The sequence below is a fragment of the Kitasatospora sp. NPDC101176 genome, from assembly GCF_044768035.1.
In the GTDB taxonomy this organism is placed as follows: Bacteria; Actinomycetota; Actinomycetes; order Streptomycetales; family Streptomycetaceae; genus Kitasatospora.
In genome coordinates this window covers 506,508-523,884 of sequence record NZ_JBIWPA010000003.1, presented here as the reverse complement: position 1 = coordinate 523,884, position 17,377 = coordinate 506,508, and the positions used below count along the sequence as shown (strand labels likewise).

Genomic DNA, 17,377 nt, shown 5'->3' with positions numbered 1-17,377 from the left:
GTGATCCTGGACGGGCGCAACGCCTCGTTGGGGGACGGGGTGCGGCGGGCGCTGGGGCGGGAGCCGCGGGACTTCGCGGACTACGCGCGGGAGGCCGCCGCCACCGGAGTCTGGGACGTGTGAGCCGGCGGCAGCGGCCGATCCGCCTGCCCGTCATGTCCGTTGATCGTCGGTACCGGGCCTCGCCGGCCTCCTGACCACCCACCCGGGCCGGAACCGGGCGGGGTGGCGGAGGTCGCGGCCCGGGACCGGGGTGGCCCCCGCGCAGGGCGGGGGCCGGGGAGAGAACCGAAGGATTACCGATGCGCTCGAACCAGACCGCGACCACTTCCTCCACCGCTCCACCGGCCTTCGGCGGCCTCGGCGCGGGTGCCGCGGCCCAGGCCGCCCCCGCCGTGCGGAGCAAGGCTGCCGGGCCCGTCCTCGTGGGCGCGACCGTCGCCATGGGCCTGATGGCGGGCCTCTTCTTCGCCTTCGACGTGTCCGTGATGCCGGGCCTGGCGGCCGGCGACGACCGGACGTACGTGACGGCGATGCAGCACATCAACAAGTCGATCGAGAACGGCATGTTCGGCCTGGTCTTCGTCGGCGCCTTCGTGGCGACGGGCGTGGCGGCCTGGCTGCAGCACAAGGCCGGCCGGCGCCAGGCGGCGCTGTGGGCGGGCGCGGCCACGCTGCTGTACGTGGTGGCGCTGATGGTGACGATGGGCGTCAACATCCCGCTCAACAACCAGCTCGCGGCGGCCGGTGACCCGTCGCAGATCAGCGACTTCGCCGCGGTGCGCGCCAAGTTCGAGGGCACCTGGGTGGCCACCAACATGGTCCGCACGCTGCTCTGCACGGCGGGGCTGGGTGCGCTGGCCCGGGCGCTGGTCCTGCACGGGCGTTCCGAGCGCTGAACGACCGTGTCCTGTCGGGGGGCGGGGCCGGAAGGCCCCGCCCCGGGCAGGGCCCGCCGCACCGCCCCCGGTGGCACGCGCCGCACCGGGGGCGGTGCGGCGCGCGCCGGGGCCCGTCGGTCGTGCCGCGCGCCGCGGGTGCGCCGTGCCCGCCGGCCGGTCGACCCGCCGGTCGACCCGCCGGTCGGCTGGCCGGATCCGCCCCCGGGCGGTCGCGCCGGTGCGCCGGTCGGGCGCAGACTGCACGCAGGCAGGCAGCGGAGTTCCGACGGCAGGGGGCGGGCATGGCAGCACGTACCGGCAGGCGCACGGCAGTTGGACGAGTCCGGACGGCGGTCGGCGTGCTCGCCGCCGCCCTGACGGCCGCGGCGGCGGTCGCGGTGCCGGCCGCCCCGGCGGAGGCGGCGGGCGGACAGGGCGGCAGGGTCGTGTACCTGACCTTCGACGACGGCCCCAGCCCCGCCTACACCCCGAGGATCCTCGGGATCCTCTCGCGCTACGGCGTGCGCGCGACCTTCTTCGAGATCGGGCAGAACGTCGCCGCCAACCCGGGGCTCACTCGGCAGGTCGCCCGGCAGGGCCACAGCGTGCAGAACCACTCCTGGTCGCACCCGGACCTGCGCAGGCTCTCCGGGGCGGCCGTCAGCGCCCAGGTGGCCGACACCGACAAGGCGATCCGGGCGCAGACCGGCCGCACCCCGAGCTGCCTGCGCCCGCCGTACGGCGCGGTCAACGGCACGGTGCGCTCGCGGGCGGCCGCGCTCGGCAAGCAGGTGGTGCTCTGGTCGGTGGACCCGGCGGACTGGTCCCGGCCGGGCGCGGCGGCCATCCGCTCGCGGGTGCTGGGCACCGTCCGCCCGGGCTCGGTGATCCTGCTGCACGACGGGGGTGGGGACCGCAGCCAGACCGCGGCCGCGCTGCCGGACATCCTGTCCACCCTGAAGGCCCGCGGCTACGGTTTCGCCACCCTCTGCGGCTGACCCCGGCGGGAGGTGGGTGGCGGGAGGCAGGTTCAGTGCGGCACGCGGCGGGTGGCGGCGGACGGTCACGGTGCCCGGAGCACCACCGCCGGAGCACACAGCACGACGCGGCGCCGGCCCGGGCGGACGGAGTCCCGGGCCGGCGCCGCGAGCGGCGGGTGCGTCAGGCCTGGCCGTGCAGGACCAGCGCCCAGCCGAGGCAGGCCAGTGCGGCGGTGCACAGCAGGGTGCGCAGCACGTTGAAGCGCGCCCAGCGGGCCTCGAAGCGGCTGCGGACGGCGGCCGGGTCGGCGATCCGCCGGGGGTCGCCGGCCGCTTCGAGCTCGTCGTTCAGCGGGATGTTCACCGAACGGGTGACACCGATCGCCGCCACGTACAGGACGAGCGCGGCCACCGTGGCGGGCAGCGCGTGGTGGCCGTCCGAGGGCAGGTGCAGGGCGACCGCGGCCCCGGTGGTGAGGAGGGCGCCGACGAAGCCGAGGACGAACCAGCCGTTCAGGATCGCCACGTTGACACGCTGCATCACCTCGATGAACGTGCGGTCCTCGACCCGCGCGAGCGCGGGCATGACCGAGCACGAGTAGGCGTAGAACAGCCCGGCGGTCAGGCCGCAGGTGACGGTGGCCGCCACCAGTACGAGTGTGCGTGCCAGTTCCATCTTCGTAGCCCCTCACTGTCTCTGCACTGCATCTGCTTGTCGGTCCGTCCCCCCGTGTACCGATCATCCGGCATCCGGGGCGCCCGGGCCACCTCGATCACTCAAGACTCTCTCAAATGACGAGCCGTCAAATAATGTCCCGCCGTCTACACTTGGCGGCATGGACACTCTGACAGGTCTCCTCGACGGGCCCAAGGCCCGCGGTGCGTTCCTGCTGCGCTCGATCCTCACCCCGCCGTGGTCGCTGCGGATCGAGGACCGGGCGCCGCTGTCGGTGGTGACGATGGTCCGCGGCGACGCCTGGATCCTGCCCGAGCGCGGCACGCCCCTGCTGCTGCACCCGGGTGACGTGGCCATCGTGCGCGGTCCGGAGCCGTACACCGTGGCGGACGACCCGGACACCCCGGTGGACGTGATCGTCGGACCGGGCCAGGTCTGCACCCGCGACGGGGTGGACGTCTCCGAGGTGATGTCGCTGGGCGTCCGTACCTGGGGGCAGGGCCGGGAGGGCGACCAGGCCTCCTCGGTGGTGCTGTCCGGCACCTACCAGGCCGAGCACGAGATCGGCCAGCGCCTGCTCGGCTGCCTGCCCGCGCTGCTGGTCCGGCCGGTCGGCACCGGCGCGGACGACACCCTGGTCCACCTGCTCTCCGCCGAGATAGGGCGCAACGAGCCCGGCCAGGAGCTCGTCCTGGACCGCATCCTCGACCTCCTGGTCGTCTCCGTCCTGCGGGCCTGGCTCGCCGCCCCCGACTCCGGTGCCCCCGCCTGGTACCGGGCCCAGCACGACCCGGTGGTCGGGCCGGTGCTGCGGCTGATGCACGACGACCCCGCCACCGCCTGGACGGTCGCCGACCTGGCGCAGAAGGTCGGGGTGTCGCGGGCGGGTCTGGCCCGCCGGTTCACCGCCCTGGTCGGCGAACCGCCCATGGCCTACCTGGCGGGCTGGCGCCTGGCCGTTGCCGCCGACCTGCTGCGCGAACCCGAGTGCACCATCGCCTTCGCGGCCCGCAAGGTCGGCTACAGCAACGCCTTCGCCCTGTCCGCGGCGTTCAAGCGGGTGCGCGGCATCAGCCCGCAGGAGCACCGCCGGCTGGCCGCCAGCGGCGCCCCGGCGCAGCAGCCCGGCTTCTCCGGCCCGGCGGAGACGGTGATCCTGGCGGGTTGAGGGCGGCCCGGCCCGCCGCGGCGGCCCGCGGGCGCCGGTGGTCGCCGCGGCCCGTCGCCCGCCCACCACCTCACCGGTGGTCGCCGACGCCCTGCGCGAGCGGGCCGAAGAGCAGCGCCCAGTTGCCCGGCAGGTGGCGCGCCGCGGTGGTGAGGTGGTGGCGGGCGACGGTCCACTCGTCGGGGCGGGCCGCGGTGCCGTGTTCGCGGACGGCCTGCAGGCAGGCGTCCAGGAAGTCCTCGTCGCCGTCGCCCTCGTCGTACTCCGCCTCGGCCTCGTCGGCCTCGTCGCCGGCGTCGGGCTCGTCGTGCTCCTCCGCCTCCGCCGCGAACCCGAGCCGGGCGTGGGCCAGTCGGGCCTCCGGGCTTCCCGCGAACCAGGTGGCCCAGCCGGTGGCCGCACCGAGCAGGTAGAGCAGGTGGGTTCCGGGCTCCGGCGGCACGGCGTCGCGCAGCCGTGCGGAGTCGAAGGCGCGCGAGGCGTCGTCGTCCGTCAGCCCGGAGCCGTCGGCGGCCGCCGCGACCAGCTCGCCCCAGTGGGCGGCGTCGTGCCGGCCGGTGGTCTGCCGCAGGTGCGTGCTCGCGAAGGCGGCCATCACCGCCGGGTCGTCGATCAGCGGGGAGAGCACCAGGTCGCTGCCGTAGTCGAAGCCGAAGTAGTAGCGGCGCCCGTCGAGGGTGAGCGACTCGATGCCGCCGACGTGGCCGTCGCGGTCCGGCAAGGGGGACGGGTGCTTCGGGAGGTCCTGTGTCATGGCCGGGGAGGCTATCCGCGGCCACCGACATCCGGTGGAAGGCCGGCGGTTTGGCGCGGCGAAGCCATTTGCCTAAATGGTGTAGGTAATTCCATACTGGGTTCAGTCGGTACGGGAGGAACGCCATGGCACGAGCAGGACTCAGCACACAGCGGTTGGTCGTCGCGGGCGCGGAGCTCGCCGACGAAGTCGGCTTCGACCAGGTGACCGTCGCGGCCCTGGCCCGGCGCTTCTCCGTCCAGACCGCCAGCCTCTACTCGCACCTCAAGAGCTCCCAGGACCTCAAGACCCGGATCGCCCTGTACGCCCTCGAGGAGCTGGCCGACCTCGTCGCCGACGCCCTCGCCGGCCGGGCCGGCCGGGACGCCCTCGCGGCCTTCGCCGACGCCTACCGCGACTACGCGGCCCGGCACCCCGGCCGCTACGACGCCACCCGGCTGCGCCTGGACGCCGCGACCGCCTCCGCCAGCGCCGGTGTCCGCCACGCCCAGATGGCCCGGGCGCTGCTGCGTGGTTACGACCTCGCCGAACCCGAGCAGACCCACGCCGTGCGCATGCTCGGCAGCGTCTTCCACGGCTACATCAGCCTCGAGGCGGCCGGCGGATTCAGCCACACCGCCGTCGACGCGCAGCAGTCCTGGGACTGGATCATCGACTCCCTCGACGCCCTGCTGCGCTCGGGCGGCGCCCCGCGGACCCCGTGAACGCCGGAACCGGCGACCCCCGGGACGCGGTGAACGCCCCGTCCACCCGAACACCTGACGCCCCGTGAGCGCCGGGCCCCGTGAACAGCACCGAGGAAACGGCCATGAGCGCCCCCCGCACCACCGCCACCACCACGACCCCCGTCACCGAGGAGCTGCTCCGCGGCCACCTCGACGTCGAGCACACCGGGCGCGGGCTGCTGCCGCACCGCCTGCCCGCCCGGGCCCGCCGGCAGATCCCCGACGACCAGCTCGCGATGGCCGAGTCCCAGCCCTCCGGCGTCCGGCTGGTGTTCCGCACGCGCGCCACCGCGATCACCCTGCACACCGTCCCGACCAAGCGCGCCTACCCGGGCGTGCCGACTCCGCCGGACGGCGTGTACGACCTCCTCGTGGACGGTCGCCTCGCGGCCCAGGCCACCGCCGCCGGCGGGAACCTGCGCACCGTCGACCTGGCCACCGGCCGCGTGGAGCTGCGCCAGGGCCCGCCCGGCGCCGCTGAGTTCACCGGTCTGCCCGGTCGTGACAAGGCCGTCGAGATCTGGCTGCCGCACACCGAGACCACCGAACTGATCGCCCTGGACACCGACGCCCCCGTCACCCCGGAGCCGGAGACCACCCGGCGGCGCTGGCTGCACCACGGCAGTTCGATCAGCCACGGCTCCAACGCCGCCCACCCGACCGGCACCTGGCCCGCCATGGTGGCGGCCGGGGCCGGTGTCGACCTGGTCAACCTCGGCTTCGGCGGCGGCGCCCTGCTCGACCCGTTCACCGCCCGGGCCATCCGCGACACCCCCGCCGACCTGATCAGCCTCAAGATCGGCATCAACCTCGTCAACGCCGACGCGATGCGGCTGCGCGCCTTCGGCCCCGCCGTCCACGGCTTCCTCGACACCGTCCGCGAGGGCCACCCGACCACCCCGCTGCTGCTGGTCTCGCCGGTGTTCTGCCCGACCCACGAGGAGACCCCGGGCCCGCTGGCCCCGGACTTCAGCACCGGCACGCTGCGCTTCCGGGCCACCGGCGACCCGGCCGAGACCGCCGCGGGCCGCCTGACGCTCGAGGTGATCCGCGCCGAGCTCGCCCGTCTCGCCGCAGCCCGTACCGAGGCGGGTGCCGATCCCAACCTCCACTACCTGGACGGACGTTCGCTCTACGGCCGGGCCGACCACGACGAGCACCCGCTGCCGGACGGGCTGCACCCCGACCCGGCCGGCCACCGCCGGATCGCCGAGCACTTCACCCACCTGGCGTTCGGGCCCGCGGGCGCCTTCGCGGGCTGACCCGCAGGAGACCCCACGGCGGCGGTGTACGACAATCGACCCGGCCGGTGTGCGGACGCACGGCCCGGCCGGGGAGACCGAGGGGCGAGGGGGAACGCCGATGCGGCGCGCAGGGGCGGGAGTCCGGTTCGGGACGGGCGTGGCGGCGGTGGCCGTGGCGTTGGCATCGGCCGCGTGCGGCTCGGTGCACGCGGGCGGCTCGCCCGGGAACGCGGCCACCTCCGTGACCGCCTCCTCCGTGGTCTCCGCCGCCGGCGGGACCGCCACCGGGACGCCCTCGCCCACCCCCACCCCGCCGCCCGGTCCGGCGGAGGCCCGGGCCCGGCACGACCGGCTCTTCCCGCAGGTCGCGGCGGAGTGCGCGGGCGTGGCCGCCACCCCGCTGCCCACGCCGATCGCCCCGCCCACCGGAGCGCGCGACCCCTGGGCCGACAAGTACGCGGAGAACCACGGCTTCAGGACGACCGCGACGCTGCTCGCCGACGGCAGGTGCCGGGGCGAGGCGCACCGGGCCCGGATCGCGGACGCCCTCCGGCGTGACGGACGGACGGCCGGCCTCGACCGGGCAGGCCTGCGGGCGCTGCTGGAGGGCCTGGGCTACCGGGCCGAGGAGACCAACGTGTCCACCGACGGCGGCTCCCTCGGCTTCTCGCTCTGGATCCCGGAGGCCGGCCCGTGCGTGACCGGGGTGCTCACCACGCCCCCCACGATCGAGGCCCACGGGCCCTACCTGGAGGGCGGCTGCACCGAGCCCAAGGGCGGCCACTGACCGGCACGGGCCGACACCCGCACCCGATGGGCACCCGGCCTCGCGCCGGCTCAGTGCGGCGCCGACGGCTCCCGCAGCAGCGTCCGGACCGCCTCGAGCTCGGCCGCCGCGGCCTCCCCGGCCGCCGACACGAATGCGAGGCTGTCCGGGCCGACGGGTATCCGCACCGGCAGCGGGCCGGGCTCGGCGACGATCCGCAGCAGCAGCCGCGCGAAGTCCTCGGGCCGCCCGACGCCGGGGAGTTCGGCGAGCACCCGGAGCTGGTCGCGCATCGGCTCGGTGAGCTCGCGGTAGTGCGCGGAGCGGTCGGCGGCGTCGGTGAGCGAGGAGCCGTAACGGGTGGCGTAGCCGCCGGGCTCCACCGCGGTGACCCGGATCCCGAACGGCGCCGCCTCGACGGCCAGGGCCTGCGTCATGCCCTCCAGCGCGTACTTGCCGGTGACGTATGCGGCGAGCCCGGGGAAGGCCATCCGCCCGGCCAGTGAGGAGACGTTGACGATGTGTCCGCCGCCCTGGCCGCGCATCACCGGCAGGGCGAGCCGGGCCAGCCGCCACGGGCCGACGACCAGCGTCTCCAGCTGGTCCCGAAGTTCCGCGTCGCCGACCTCCTCCACCGCGCCGAACAGGCCGTTGCCGGCGTTGTTGACCAGGACGTCCAGCCCGTCGAGCAGCTCCACCGCGGTGCCGACGGCGGCCTCGCAGTGCGCCGGCTCCCGGACGTCCAGGACGACCGGCACGATCCGGTCCGGGTACCTGTCGGCCAGGTCCGCCAGCGCCTCCGGTCTGCGGACGCCCGCGATCACCGTGTCCCCGGCGGCGGCCGCGGCCTCCGCCACCGCCCGTCCCAGCCCGGACGAACACCCCGTCACCAGCCAGCCGCGTGCCATCCCGCGCCCCCCGTCCCCGCCTGCCGTCCTCGGAGCCCACACGGTCCCAGAGCACCGCCCGCCCGCCCAGCCCCACGGTCACGCTCCATCGGGCGCACAGGAGTGCGAGGGGTGGTGAGGCGGCCCTGGTGCGCCCCCGTCCCACCACCGCGCCCCGCGTCCCCGCGTCCCTGTGTCCCCGCCTCCCCGGGCTCATCCGACGGCTCGGCCCGGCCCGGCCCGGCCCGGCCCCGCCCGGTCCGGTGCCCGGAGGCGCCCGGCCCCGGTCAGCCCCCGGCCGTCGCCGCGCCCAGCCGCAGGTTCCACCGCCCGGCGCGTCCGGTGATCACCGTGAACGCCAGCGGCGGGACGTCGAGGCGCCAGAACACCGGCGCGGGCAGATCGAGGGCGTGCACCACGGCCGCCCGGACCACGTCCGGTTCCACCACGGCCACCACCCGGCCGCTCTCCGCGGCCAGGCCGTCGAGCCATCCGCCGACACGCCCGCCCAGCTGCTGCAGCGACTCCCCGCCGTGCGGGGCGGCAGCGGGGTCGGCCAGCCAGGCGGCGACCTGCTCGGGGCGCTCGGCGGCGACCTCGTCCAGGCGCAGCCCGCGCCAGGAGCCCATGGCGCAGCCGCGCAGCGCCTCGTGCGGGGCGGCGGTGAGGCCGAGGGCGGCGGCGGTCTGCCGGCAGCGCGCCGACGGCGAGCTGAGGGCCGTGCCCGGCGACGGCAGGGTGCCCGCCGCGGACCGGGCGGCGGCGAGTCCGGAGGCGTCCAGGGATGCGTCGTCGTCGAACCGCGCCTCGCGGACCGCGCTGCTCATCGCGGGTGAGAGCAAGGTCACTCGTACCGTCATCGCCTGCCGCTCCGCTCCACGGTGAACGCCAACTCCTCTGCCTGGCAGTCGGTTTCGGGTCACCCGCCGGTGCGGGGCGTACATGGCCGGAATTCGCGCCCCACGCACGCCCTTGGCCGGGCCGTCACCAGGCGGTACGGTCCTCGGCGATGTGACGACGGTGCGAGGAAGCCGGTGAGACTCCGGCACGGTCGCGCCACTGTATGCCGGAACGGCTCCGTGCGCTCCCCCCGGGGTGCGCGGGCCGGGTGAGTCAGACCCCGAGCCGTCGTCGATGCTCCAACGACCGGGACGCGTACTTTCCCCCAGGAGGTTCCCAGCCATGGCTTCGTCCGTCGCTTCCCCGATTTCCTCTCCCGAGGAGGGTGGCCTCGCCACCATTCCCGTCCGGGCCGTCCTGCCCTGGGCGGTCTTCTTCGGTGTCCTGATGCTGCTGGCGATCTACTTCGTCGGCGCCGAGCAGGGTGCCACCTCGCTGATCTCCGGCGAGGACGTCCACGAATGGGTGCACGACGGTCGTCACCTGCTCGGCTTCCCCTGCCACTGAGAACGGGGAAGACCGCACAGTGAACTCCGCAACCGTCAGAACCCTGCTCGTGCGCGGGATGATCGCCGGCCTCGCGGCCGGCGTTCTCGCGCTCGTCACCGCCTACCTGCTCGGTGAGTCCAAGGTGGACGCCGCCATCGAGTTCGAGGAGGCGCACTCCGCCGAGCACGGCATGGAGGTGGTCAGCCGTTCCCTGCAGTCCACGGCGGGTCTGGCCACCGGCATCCTGCTGTTCGCCGTGGCCATGGGCGGCATCGCCGCCCTCGCGTACTGCTTCGCCCTCGGGCGGATCGGCCGCTTCGGCGCCCGGGCGACGGCGCTGGTCGTCTCGCTCGCCGCGCTGGTGACCGTGTACGTGGTGCCGTTCCTCAAGTACCCGGCCAACCCGCCGTCCATCGGCAACCCCGACACCATCGGCAAGCGCACCGTCCTGTACTTCCTGATGATGGTGCTCAGCGTCCTGCTCGCGGTCGCGGCGGTCATCATCGGCAAGCGCCTGGCCCCGCGCCTGGGCAACTGGTACGCCGCGGTCGCGGCCGGGGGCGGCTTCGTCGTCGCCGTCGGCCTGGCCTACGCCCTCCTGCCGGTGATCAACGAGGTGCCCGAGGCATTCCCGGCCACCCTGCTCTGGCAGTTCCGCCTCGCGGCGCTCGCCATCCAGCTCGTGCTGTGGACCTCCTTCGGGCTGGTCTTCGGCGAGCTCGCCAAGCGCGTGCTCGAGCCCGAGCCCGCCGCGGTGAAGGCCCCGGCCCAGGCCGTCGCCGCCCGGTAGCACCCGCGCCGCCGACCCGCAGCCCGCTCCCCGCACGGGGGGCGGGCTGCGTCGTCCTGCGCCGACCGGGGGAGGGCGCGGTGACGGTTCGTCACGGGATCTGGACTTACTAGGACGTCCGACTATATGGTCGACGGCAGGTCCGCGGTGTCAGGGAAGCCGGTGTGAGTCCGGCACGGTCCCGCCACTGTGACCGGGGAGTCCGTCCTTGCAGGAGACGGCCACTGGCAGCCGCCGGGAAGGCCTGAGGGCGTGCGGTGATCCGGGAGTCAGGATACCGGCCGCGGGTGATCCGTGTTTTCCGGGAGCGTCCGGATCGTCACCGGGAAAACGCGCGTCGCCATGCCGGAGGCCGGCATCGGCTTCGTCCCCGACGCCGGCGGCACCTACCTGCTCGCCCTCGCGCCGGGCGAGTTGGGCACCCACCTCGCCCTCACCGCGGGCTCCGTCGGTGCCGCCGACGCGCTGCTCTGCGGGCTCGCCGACCACTACGTCCCCGCCGAGCGGCTGCCCGTGCTGCTCGACGACCTCGCCGAACTGCCCGTCCACGAGGCCCTGGAACGGCATGTCGAGCCCGCGCCGGCCGGTCTGCTGGACGGTCGGCGGGCGTGGATCGACAGCTGCTACGCGGCGGGCACCGTCGAGGAGATCCTCGCGCGGCTCGGCGACAGCGGTGAACCCGAGGCCGCGCAGGCCGCCGAGCGCATCGCCGCCAACTCCCCGACCGCCGTCAAGGCCACCCTGGCGGCCCTGCGCCGGGCCCGCGCCCTGGGCCCGCTGGAGGCCGTGCTCGACCAGGAGTACCGGACCTCCTGCGCGGCGCTCGCCACCCCGGACCTCGCCGAGGGGATCCGGGCCCAGGTGATCGACAAGGACCGGTCACCGCGCTGGACGCCGGCCTCCCTGGGAGCCGTCGAACCCGCCACCGTGGCCCACTGCTTCGCCCCGCTCGGCGACGGAGAACTCGGCCTCGCCGCCACCACACCCCTGGAGCGCTGGTGACCCACCGCATCGGATTCGTCGGACTGGGCACCATGGGCGGCCCGATGGCCGCCAACCTCGTCGCCGCCGGACACCGGGTGACCGGCTACGACCTCTCGGCGGAGGCCCGGGAACGGGCTGCGGCGCGGGGAGTGATGATCGCGGGTTCCGCCGCTGAAGCGGTCGGCGAGGCCGAGGTGGTGCTCACCATGCTGCCGACCGGACGCCATGTCCTCGACTCCTACAGCGAGTTGACGGAGTCGGCAGCGGGAGCGCTGTTCGTCGACTGCTCCACCATCGCGGTCGGGGACGCCCGGGTCGTCGCCGACCTCGTCCGGGTCGCGGGGCACCGGGCCGTCGACGCGCCGGTCTCCGGCGGCGTGCCCGGAGCCGAGGCCGCGAGCCTGACCTTCATGGTGGGCGCGGACGGGCCCGACTTCGCCGAGGCCGAGCCGGTGCTCGCCGCCATGGGCCGCCGGGTCGTGCACTGCGGGACGTCCGGGGCGGGGCAGGCCGCGAAGATCTGCAACAACATGATTCTCGGCATCTCGATGATCGCGGTCAGCGAGGCCGTCGTGCTCGGGGAGAGCCTCGGGCTCAGCCACCAGGCCCTGTTCGACGTGGCCTCCACCGCCTCCGGGCAGTGCTGGGCACTGACCAGCAACTGCCCCGTCCCCGGGCCCGTCCCGGCCAGCCCGGCCAACCGCGGGTACGCCGGAGGTTTCGCCGCCGCCCTGATGGCCAAGGACCTCGGACTCGCGGCCGCCGCGGCGACAGTCTCCGACGTCCCCGCCGAACTGGGCGGCAGGGCAGCCGAGTTGTACGCGGCGTTCGCCGAGGAGGCGGGCGCCGGGCTGGACTTCTCGGCCATCATCACGACCCTCAGGAAGGACGACGCATGACGTTCGAGACGATCCTGGTCGAGCGCAGGGGCCGGGTGGGCGTGATCACGCTCGACCGCCCCAAGGCGCTGAACGCCCTCGACACCACGCTGATGAACGAAGTCGTGGCGGCCGCCGAGGAGTTCGACCGCGACCGGGGCCCGGGGTGCCGTCTTCCGGTGCCGGAACCGTGACGTGGCGCACCGTCCCTTGACCGGATCTTCGCGTCTTCGCCATGATGGGCCGTCATGTTGTGACTCCGCCGACGGGGGAAGTCCGGTTCGAATCCGGCGCTGACCCGCAACGGTAGGCCGCCGACGTCCCGTCGGCGGCGAGCCCGAGTACCCGGCGGCGGAGGTGTGTCACCCCCTCCTCCCGTCGTGGTCTGCGGGCCGGAGCTCCGAGGGCTGCCCGGCGTGCCGCCGGCGCCCTCCGGGCCCCTGCGTCCAGGCCCGGAAAGGCAGCCATGCCCGCCCTCCGCCGCACTCTCGGTCTGCTCGCGATACCCGCCCTCGCCGTCGCCACCGCACTCCCGGCCGCCACCGCCGCCCAGGCCGCACCCGCCGCCGCACCCGCCGCGACCGCGGCCCCGACGATCCGCCCCGACGCCGCCGCGGGCGGCTGGCTGGCCCGCCAGCTCGTCGACGGCGACCACTTCGAGTCCGTGTTCAACGGCACCGCCTACCCCGACCAGGGCCTGACCGTCGACGCCGTGCTGGCCTTCGCCGCCTCCCACGGCTCCGACGAGGCCGCCGCCCGGGCCACCGCCTGGCTGGCCAAGCCCGAGATCCTCGGCGGCTACCTCGGCGACGGCACCACCGAGGCCTACGCCGGTGCCACCGCCAAGCTGCTGCTCGCCGCCGAGGTCCGCGGCGCGAACCCGACCGCCTTCGGAGGCGTCGACCTGCCGGCCCGGCTGCGCTCCCTGCAGACCGCCGAGGGCCGCTTCTCCGACCGCTCCCAGTGGGGCGACTACAGCAACGCCTTCGGCCAGTCGCTCGCCCTGATCGCCCTGCACCGCACCCCCGGCGGCGCCCCCGACGCGGCCGTCGACTTCCTGGCGAACAGCCAGTGCGCGGACGGCGGCTACCCGGTCTCCTTCGGCCAGACCATCTGCACCAGCGACCCGGACGCCACCGCGCTGGCCGCCCAGGCCCTCGCCGCCACCGGCCGCACCGCCAAGGCGAACGCGGGCCTCGGCTGGCTCACCGCCCACCAGAACGCCGACGGCGGCTTCGCGGCCGCCGGGGCGACCGCCTCCAACGCCAACACCACGGGCCTGGCCACCCAGGCGCTGCTGGCCGGCGGACGCCTCGGCGCCGGCCTGAAGGGCTGGAGCCGGCTGGTGAAGTTCCAGCAGGGCTGCTCCGCCGACCCGGCGGTCCGCGGCGCCGTCGCCTACGACGCGACCGGCTTCAACCCGGCCAACGGCGCCCGGGCCACCGCGCAGGCCGCGCTCGGCCTCGCCGGCACCCCGCTGGCCACCCTCTCCGCCGCCGGCGCGCGCCCGGCCGCCCCGACCCTGGCCTGCCCGGCGCCGGCCGCCCGCTGAGCCACCGAACTCCTGAGCCACCGAATCCCTGAGCCCACGAGGAGAGTTCCGATGACCGACACCCTCACCCCGGCCAGACCGGCCCGCCGCACGCTCGGCTCGATCGCCGCGGCCGCGGCCCTCACCGCCGGCCTGCTCGGCGCCTCCGCCGTCCAGGCCCCCGCGGCCCACGCGGCCGCCTGCAGCGGCACCACCGGCGTCACCGTCGTGGTCGACTTCACCGCCGTCGGCGGCGGCGTCGAGACCGGCTGCGCACCCGGCGATCCGGCCACCGGGCTCGCCGCGCTGACCGGCGCCGGATTCACGTACGCCTTCCACCCGCGGTTCCCCGGCTTCGTCTGCAAGATCAACGCGCTGCCGGCCACCTGCACCAACCCGACCGGCAGCGCCTACTGGTCCTACTGGCACGCCCAGCACGGCGGGCCCTGGTCGTACAGCAGCCTGGGCGCGGGCAGCTACAACCCGGCCCCCGGCGACGTCGAGGGCTGGTCCTTCGGCGCCGGCGCCCAGCCGGGTATCACGGCGCCCTGACGTCCGGAGGCACCCGCCGGCACCCGGAGCCCCGCGGGGAGGGGTGCCGGCAGCTCCGGCACGCCCTGCGGTGCGGCAGGAGGCGCCCGGCCGTCCTGATCCGCGCGGCCCGTCCCGTCAGGTGAGCGGACCATCTGACGGGGCGTTGACTCCCACTCCGCTGACATGGTCTGATGAACCGGTTTTTCACCTCGGTCCTCAGGGGAAGCCGGTCCAACTCCGGCGCTGACCCGCAACCGTAGATCCGCCCAGGGCGGATGAGCCGGAATGCCTGAACCGAGGTCTGTTCAGAGAGCACTCGCGTCGTCGCGGACTACGACGCAGTTCCGACGGCTGCGCGCTCCACCGGCAGCCGTCGGCTGCGCCGTTGCGCCCCGCGTCGACCGACCAGGGAGACGCCGGTGAGGGTCAGCAGCAGTCGTACGCGCCACAGGAGCCGGGGCACCGCGTCCCTGCTGGCCGCCGCAGCGCTCGCGGTCACCGCCTGCGGCGCTGCGCTTCTCGGTCGGCCCGCCGTCTCGCTCGCCGGGGCGGCCGTCCCCGCCGCGGGCCGGACGCCGGACGTCGCCAGGGGCGCCGCCTACCTCGCCGACCCGTCCCGCCTGGTCGGCGGTCACTACTACGAGGGCTTCCCGGCCTTCGCCGACTTCGGACTCACCATCGACGGCGCCTACGCGCTCGCCGCCACCGGCACCGACGACGCCGCGCTGCGCCGGATCGTCGACTTCCTGGACCAGCGGGGCAAGGACGCCAGCGAGCGCACCGTCGACGACTGGACCGCGATCGGCACCGAGTACGCCGGCGGCGGGTCGATCGGCAAGGAGGCGCTGCTCGCCGAGGTCGTCGGCCGTGACCCGCGGAACTTCGGCGGCCACGACCTGATCGCCGCCCTCGCCGCGATGGTGTGCACCAAGGCCGACGCCGACACCGGCTGCGACGCCGCCGGCAACTACGGCTACGCCACCTCCGTCTTCTCCCAGGCGCTCGCCGTCATGGCCCAGCTCCGCGCCGGGGACGCCGCCAACGCCGCCCCCGCGATCGCCTACCTGAAGGGCCTCCAGCACCCGGACGGCTCCTGGCCGAGCTTGATCCCGGCCACCGGCGACTCCGACGTCGACAGCACGGCGATCGCCGTCATGGCCCTCGCCCTCGTCCCCGGCGACGACGCCGCCGCGCAGGCGGTCGACAAGGGCCTCGGCTGGCTCGCCGCGCGGCAGTTGCCCGACGGTGGCTTCCCCGGCGCGGCCGGTGACTCGACCAACTCGGCCGCGCTGGCCGTCCAGGGCATGACGCTGCGCAAGGCCGACTACGGTGCGCAGATCGCCAAAGCGCTCGACTTCCTCGCCGGGCAGCAGAACGGCGACGGCGGGTTCAACGTCGCCTCCGCCGGGCAGCAGGGTTCGGACGTCCGTGCCTCGACCCAGGTGGTCGGTGGCGCCACCGGGATCTCCTTCGGCACGCTGAGCCGCCCCCTCGGGGGCACACCGACGCCGACGCCGACGGGGACGCCGACCGGAACTCCCACGGGGACGCCGACGGGTACGCCCACCGGAACCCCGACCGGAACCCCGACGGGTACGCCCACCGGAACCCCGACGGGAACGCCCACCGGAACCCCGACGGGTACGCCCACCGGAACCCCGACGGGAACGCCCACGGGCACGCCGACCACCCCGGCCGGCACCCCGACGGGCTCGCCCACCACCACCGCACCGGCCCCGGTCACCGACACCCCCGCGGCCGGCGGCGGCCCGACCGTCCGTCCGGCCGGAGGCGTCGACGCCCCGGCGGGTGCCGGTGTCGCCCCGGCCGGGGGCGTGCCGGTGTCGACCGGCTCCGGCAGCCTGGCCGGCACCGGTAGCCAGGCGCTGACGCTGACGGCAGGGGCCGGTGCGCTGACCGCGCTCGGCGCCGCCGCCGTCCTCGTCGCCCGCCGCCGCCGGACCGCGGCCCCTGGACGTCACCGATGACCGGGGGACCGGGCGCCCGCCTCGGCCGGCTGTGCGCGGCGACGGCGCTGACCGCGGCCCTCGCCCTCGGCGGCGTCGCCGTGGACACCGCCCCGGCCGCCGCGGCGCCGTTGCCGATGGACCAGTGCACCACCACCTCCGGCGTCGTGCTCGCCGTGGACTTCAGCAGGTGGGGCGGCCCGCTGTTGCGCTCCTGCGGGAGCACCCCCACCACCGGGTACGCCCTGCTCAACCAGGGCGGCTGGAAGACCGCCGGCACCGGGCACGACGGCCCGGCGTTCATCTGCCGGATCGGCTACAGCGGCTACCAGGGCGGCAAGCAGTTCCCGACCCCGGACCAGGAGAAGTGTGTCCTCACGCCGCCGGCCACCGCCTACTGGTCGTACTGGCACGCCGATCCGGGCCAGAACGAGTGGTCCTACAGCCAGCTCGGCGCGATGAGCTACCACCCGAAGCCGGGCAGCGTCGACCTGTGGATCTTCGGTGGCACCGACATCGAGGGCACCGAGGGGCGTCCGAGCTTCTCGCCGGACACCGTCCGGGCGCACAGCGCCGACCCGGGTGGGCAGCCGGCCGACCCGGGCCAGGGCTCCGCGGGTGCTTCCGGCGGCGCCGCGGGCGGGTCGAGCGGTGGTTCCGGTGCCGCGGGCGGCTCGGGCAGCGGTTCCGGCGCCTCGGGCGGTCCCGGCGGCGGGTCGACGGGTGCCGGCGGTGCGACCGGCGGTGGCGGCGCCGCTGCGGCTTCGGGCAGCACCGGAGCCACCGGCGGTACCGGCGGGACCGGCGGCACCGGCCGTGTCCCGGCCCCCGCCCGGCCCCCGGCGGGCGGGGCCCGTCCGCCCGCGCCCGCCACACCCCCGACGGGTGGCACGGCCGGTACCCCGCAGGACGGCATCACCCCGCCGGGCGCCCCAGAGCCGGTGCCGGTGCCCGCCACGCCGGTGCCGGTCGAGCCGTCCACCCCGGCACCGACGGACCCCCCGACCGATCAGTCGGCCCCGCCGGCCGTGGAGCCCGCGGTGGCCGCACCGACGGCCACCCCCGCCGTGCCCGGCGGCGTGGTGAACGCCGACCCGGTGGCCGACGCCCCGCACGACTCCGGCTCGATGCTGCCCGCCGTGGTCGGGTCCGTCCTCGTCGTGGCCCTGGGCGGGGCGACGGTGGTCACCGCACGGCGCCGCCGCCGACGGGCCGAGTGATCG

The 17,377-nt window shown here is 75.6% G+C and carries 17 protein-coding genes, 3 pseudogenes and 4 riboswitches; of the genes and pseudogenes, 16 read left to right on the top strand and 4 right to left on the bottom strand.

Going from position 1 to position 17,377, the window contains the following annotated elements:
• The 3 genes and pseudogenes from ACIRS1_RS07750 to ACIRS1_RS07740 form a co-directional block, all read left to right on the top strand.
• Positions 1 to 123: pseudogene (locus tag ACIRS1_RS07750) on the top strand (NmrA family transcriptional regulator); the annotation flags it as partial.
• Between the two features lie 179 nt (positions 124 to 302).
• Complete coding sequence (locus ACIRS1_RS07745) at positions 303 to 899, top strand: DUF1772 domain-containing protein (protein WP_396316489.1); 597 nt, start codon at positions 303 to 305, stop codon at positions 897 to 899.
• A gap of 284 nt (positions 900 to 1,183) precedes the next feature.
• Complete coding sequence (locus ACIRS1_RS07740; RefSeq protein ID WP_387908173.1) at positions 1,184 to 1,879, top strand: polysaccharide deacetylase family protein; 696 nt, start codon at positions 1,184 to 1,186, stop codon at positions 1,877 to 1,879.
• Positions 1,880 to 2,042: 163 nt separating this feature from the next.
• On the opposite strand, the gene ACIRS1_RS07735 is transcribed toward ACIRS1_RS07740, so the two are convergent.
• Positions 2,043 to 2,537 (bottom strand): DUF1772 domain-containing protein, encoded by a 495-nt coding sequence (locus ACIRS1_RS07735; protein WP_402837728.1) that lies wholly within the window; start codon positions 2,535 to 2,537, stop codon positions 2,043 to 2,045.
• Positions 2,538 to 2,697: 160 nt separating this feature from the next.
• On the opposite strand from ACIRS1_RS07735, the gene ACIRS1_RS07730 reads away from it, so the two are divergent.
• On the top strand, positions 2,698 to 3,705 hold the full coding sequence (locus tag ACIRS1_RS07730; RefSeq protein WP_402837726.1) for an AraC family transcriptional regulator: 1,008 nt from the start codon (positions 2,698 to 2,700) through the stop codon (positions 3,703 to 3,705).
• 70 nt (positions 3,706 to 3,775) lie between these two features.
• On the opposite strand, the gene ACIRS1_RS07725 is transcribed toward ACIRS1_RS07730, so the two are convergent.
• Entirely contained in the window at positions 3,776 to 4,459 is a 684-nt protein-coding gene (locus tag ACIRS1_RS07725) for a hypothetical protein (protein ID WP_402837724.1), read from the bottom strand.
• A 125-nt stretch (positions 4,460 to 4,584) separates the two neighbouring features.
• On the opposite strand from ACIRS1_RS07725, the gene ACIRS1_RS07720 reads away from it, so the two are divergent.
• The 3 genes from ACIRS1_RS07720 (at position 4,585) to ACIRS1_RS07710 (ending at position 7,215) form a co-directional block, all read left to right on the top strand.
• Entirely contained in the window at positions 4,585 to 5,163 is a 579-nt protein-coding gene (locus ACIRS1_RS07720; RefSeq protein ID WP_402837722.1) for a TetR/AcrR family transcriptional regulator, read from the top strand.
• 104 nt (positions 5,164 to 5,267) lie between these two features.
• A complete protein-coding gene (locus ACIRS1_RS07715) occupies positions 5,268 to 6,446 on the top strand; it encodes a GDSL-type esterase/lipase family protein (RefSeq protein WP_402837720.1) in 1,179 nt (392 codons plus the stop codon).
• Between the two features lie 223 nt (positions 6,447 to 6,669).
• The gene (locus tag ACIRS1_RS07710; RefSeq protein ID WP_402837718.1) at positions 6,670 to 7,215 is read left to right on the top strand and encodes a hypothetical protein; all 546 of its coding nucleotides are present in this window, start codon (positions 6,670 to 6,672) and stop codon (positions 7,213 to 7,215) included.
• Between the two features lie 50 nt (positions 7,216 to 7,265).
• Here ACIRS1_RS07710 and ACIRS1_RS07705 read toward each other — a convergent pair whose 3' ends face one another.
• Together ACIRS1_RS07705 and ACIRS1_RS07700 are read right to left on the bottom strand one after the other, a co-directional pair.
• On the bottom strand, positions 7,266 to 8,102 hold the full coding sequence (locus tag ACIRS1_RS07705) for an SDR family oxidoreductase (protein WP_402837716.1): 837 nt from the start codon (positions 8,100 to 8,102) through the stop codon (positions 7,266 to 7,268).
• Between the two features lie 266 nt (positions 8,103 to 8,368).
• Positions 8,369 to 8,941, bottom strand: a complete 573-nt coding sequence (locus ACIRS1_RS07700; protein ID WP_402837714.1) for a histidine phosphatase family protein — start codon at positions 8,939 to 8,941, stop codon at positions 8,369 to 8,371.
• A gap of 166 nt (positions 8,942 to 9,107) precedes the next feature.
• Positions 9,108 to 9,200: riboswitch (cobalamin riboswitch) on the top strand.
• A 63-nt stretch (positions 9,201 to 9,263) separates the two neighbouring features.
• Between ACIRS1_RS07700 and ACIRS1_RS07695 the strand changes: the two genes are divergently transcribed.
• The 9 genes and pseudogenes from ACIRS1_RS07695 to ACIRS1_RS07655 all read left to right on the top strand — a co-directional run bounded on the left by ACIRS1_RS07695 (position 9,264) and on the right by ACIRS1_RS07655 (position 17,374).
• Complete coding sequence (locus ACIRS1_RS07695) at positions 9,264 to 9,488, top strand: CbtB-domain containing protein (protein ID WP_360217197.1); 225 nt, start codon at positions 9,264 to 9,266, stop codon at positions 9,486 to 9,488.
• Positions 9,489 to 9,507: 19 nt separating this feature from the next.
• Positions 9,508 to 10,260: a CbtA family protein gene (locus ACIRS1_RS07690; protein WP_402837712.1), complete on the top strand. Its 753-nt coding sequence runs from the start codon at positions 9,508 to 9,510 to the stop codon at positions 10,258 to 10,260.
• A gap of 110 nt (positions 10,261 to 10,370) precedes the next feature.
• Positions 10,371 to 10,561, top strand: a riboswitch (cobalamin riboswitch).
• A gap of 2 nt (positions 10,562 to 10,563) precedes the next feature.
• Positions 10,564 to 11,262: pseudogene (locus ACIRS1_RS07685) on the top strand (enoyl-CoA hydratase/isomerase family protein); the annotation flags it as partial.
• Complete coding sequence (mmsB, locus tag ACIRS1_RS07680) at positions 11,259 to 12,143, top strand: 3-hydroxyisobutyrate dehydrogenase (protein WP_402837710.1); 885 nt, start codon at positions 11,259 to 11,261, stop codon at positions 12,141 to 12,143. The pseudogene ACIRS1_RS07685 and the gene mmsB, both read left to right, overlap by 4 nt.
• Positions 12,140 to 12,292 (top strand): annotated as a pseudogene (locus tag ACIRS1_RS07675) (enoyl-CoA hydratase-related protein); the annotation flags it as partial. The gene mmsB and the pseudogene ACIRS1_RS07675, both read left to right, overlap by 4 nt.
• A gap of 57 nt (positions 12,293 to 12,349) precedes the next feature.
• Positions 12,350 to 12,490: riboswitch (cobalamin riboswitch) on the top strand.
• Between the two features lie 98 nt (positions 12,491 to 12,588).
• Positions 12,589 to 13,674 (top strand): peptidase, encoded by a 1,086-nt coding sequence (locus ACIRS1_RS07670; protein ID WP_402837708.1) that lies wholly within the window; start codon positions 12,589 to 12,591, stop codon positions 13,672 to 13,674.
• Between the two features lie 51 nt (positions 13,675 to 13,725).
• Positions 13,726 to 14,205, top strand: a complete 480-nt coding sequence (locus tag ACIRS1_RS07665) for a flagellar hook-length control protein FliK (protein ID WP_387908186.1) — start codon at positions 13,726 to 13,728, stop codon at positions 14,203 to 14,205.
• A 164-nt stretch (positions 14,206 to 14,369) separates the two neighbouring features.
• Positions 14,370 to 14,499, top strand: a riboswitch (cobalamin riboswitch).
• 107 nt (positions 14,500 to 14,606) lie between these two features.
• Complete coding sequence (locus tag ACIRS1_RS07660; protein ID WP_402837706.1) at positions 14,607 to 16,175, top strand: prenyltransferase/squalene oxidase repeat-containing protein; 1,569 nt, start codon at positions 14,607 to 14,609, stop codon at positions 16,173 to 16,175.
• A complete protein-coding gene (locus ACIRS1_RS07655; protein ID WP_402837704.1) occupies positions 16,172 to 17,374 on the top strand; it encodes a hypothetical protein in 1,203 nt (400 codons plus the stop codon). The genes ACIRS1_RS07660 and ACIRS1_RS07655 overlap by 4 nt, the downstream gene beginning before the upstream one ends.
• Positions 17,375 to 17,377 lie beyond the last annotated feature (3 nt).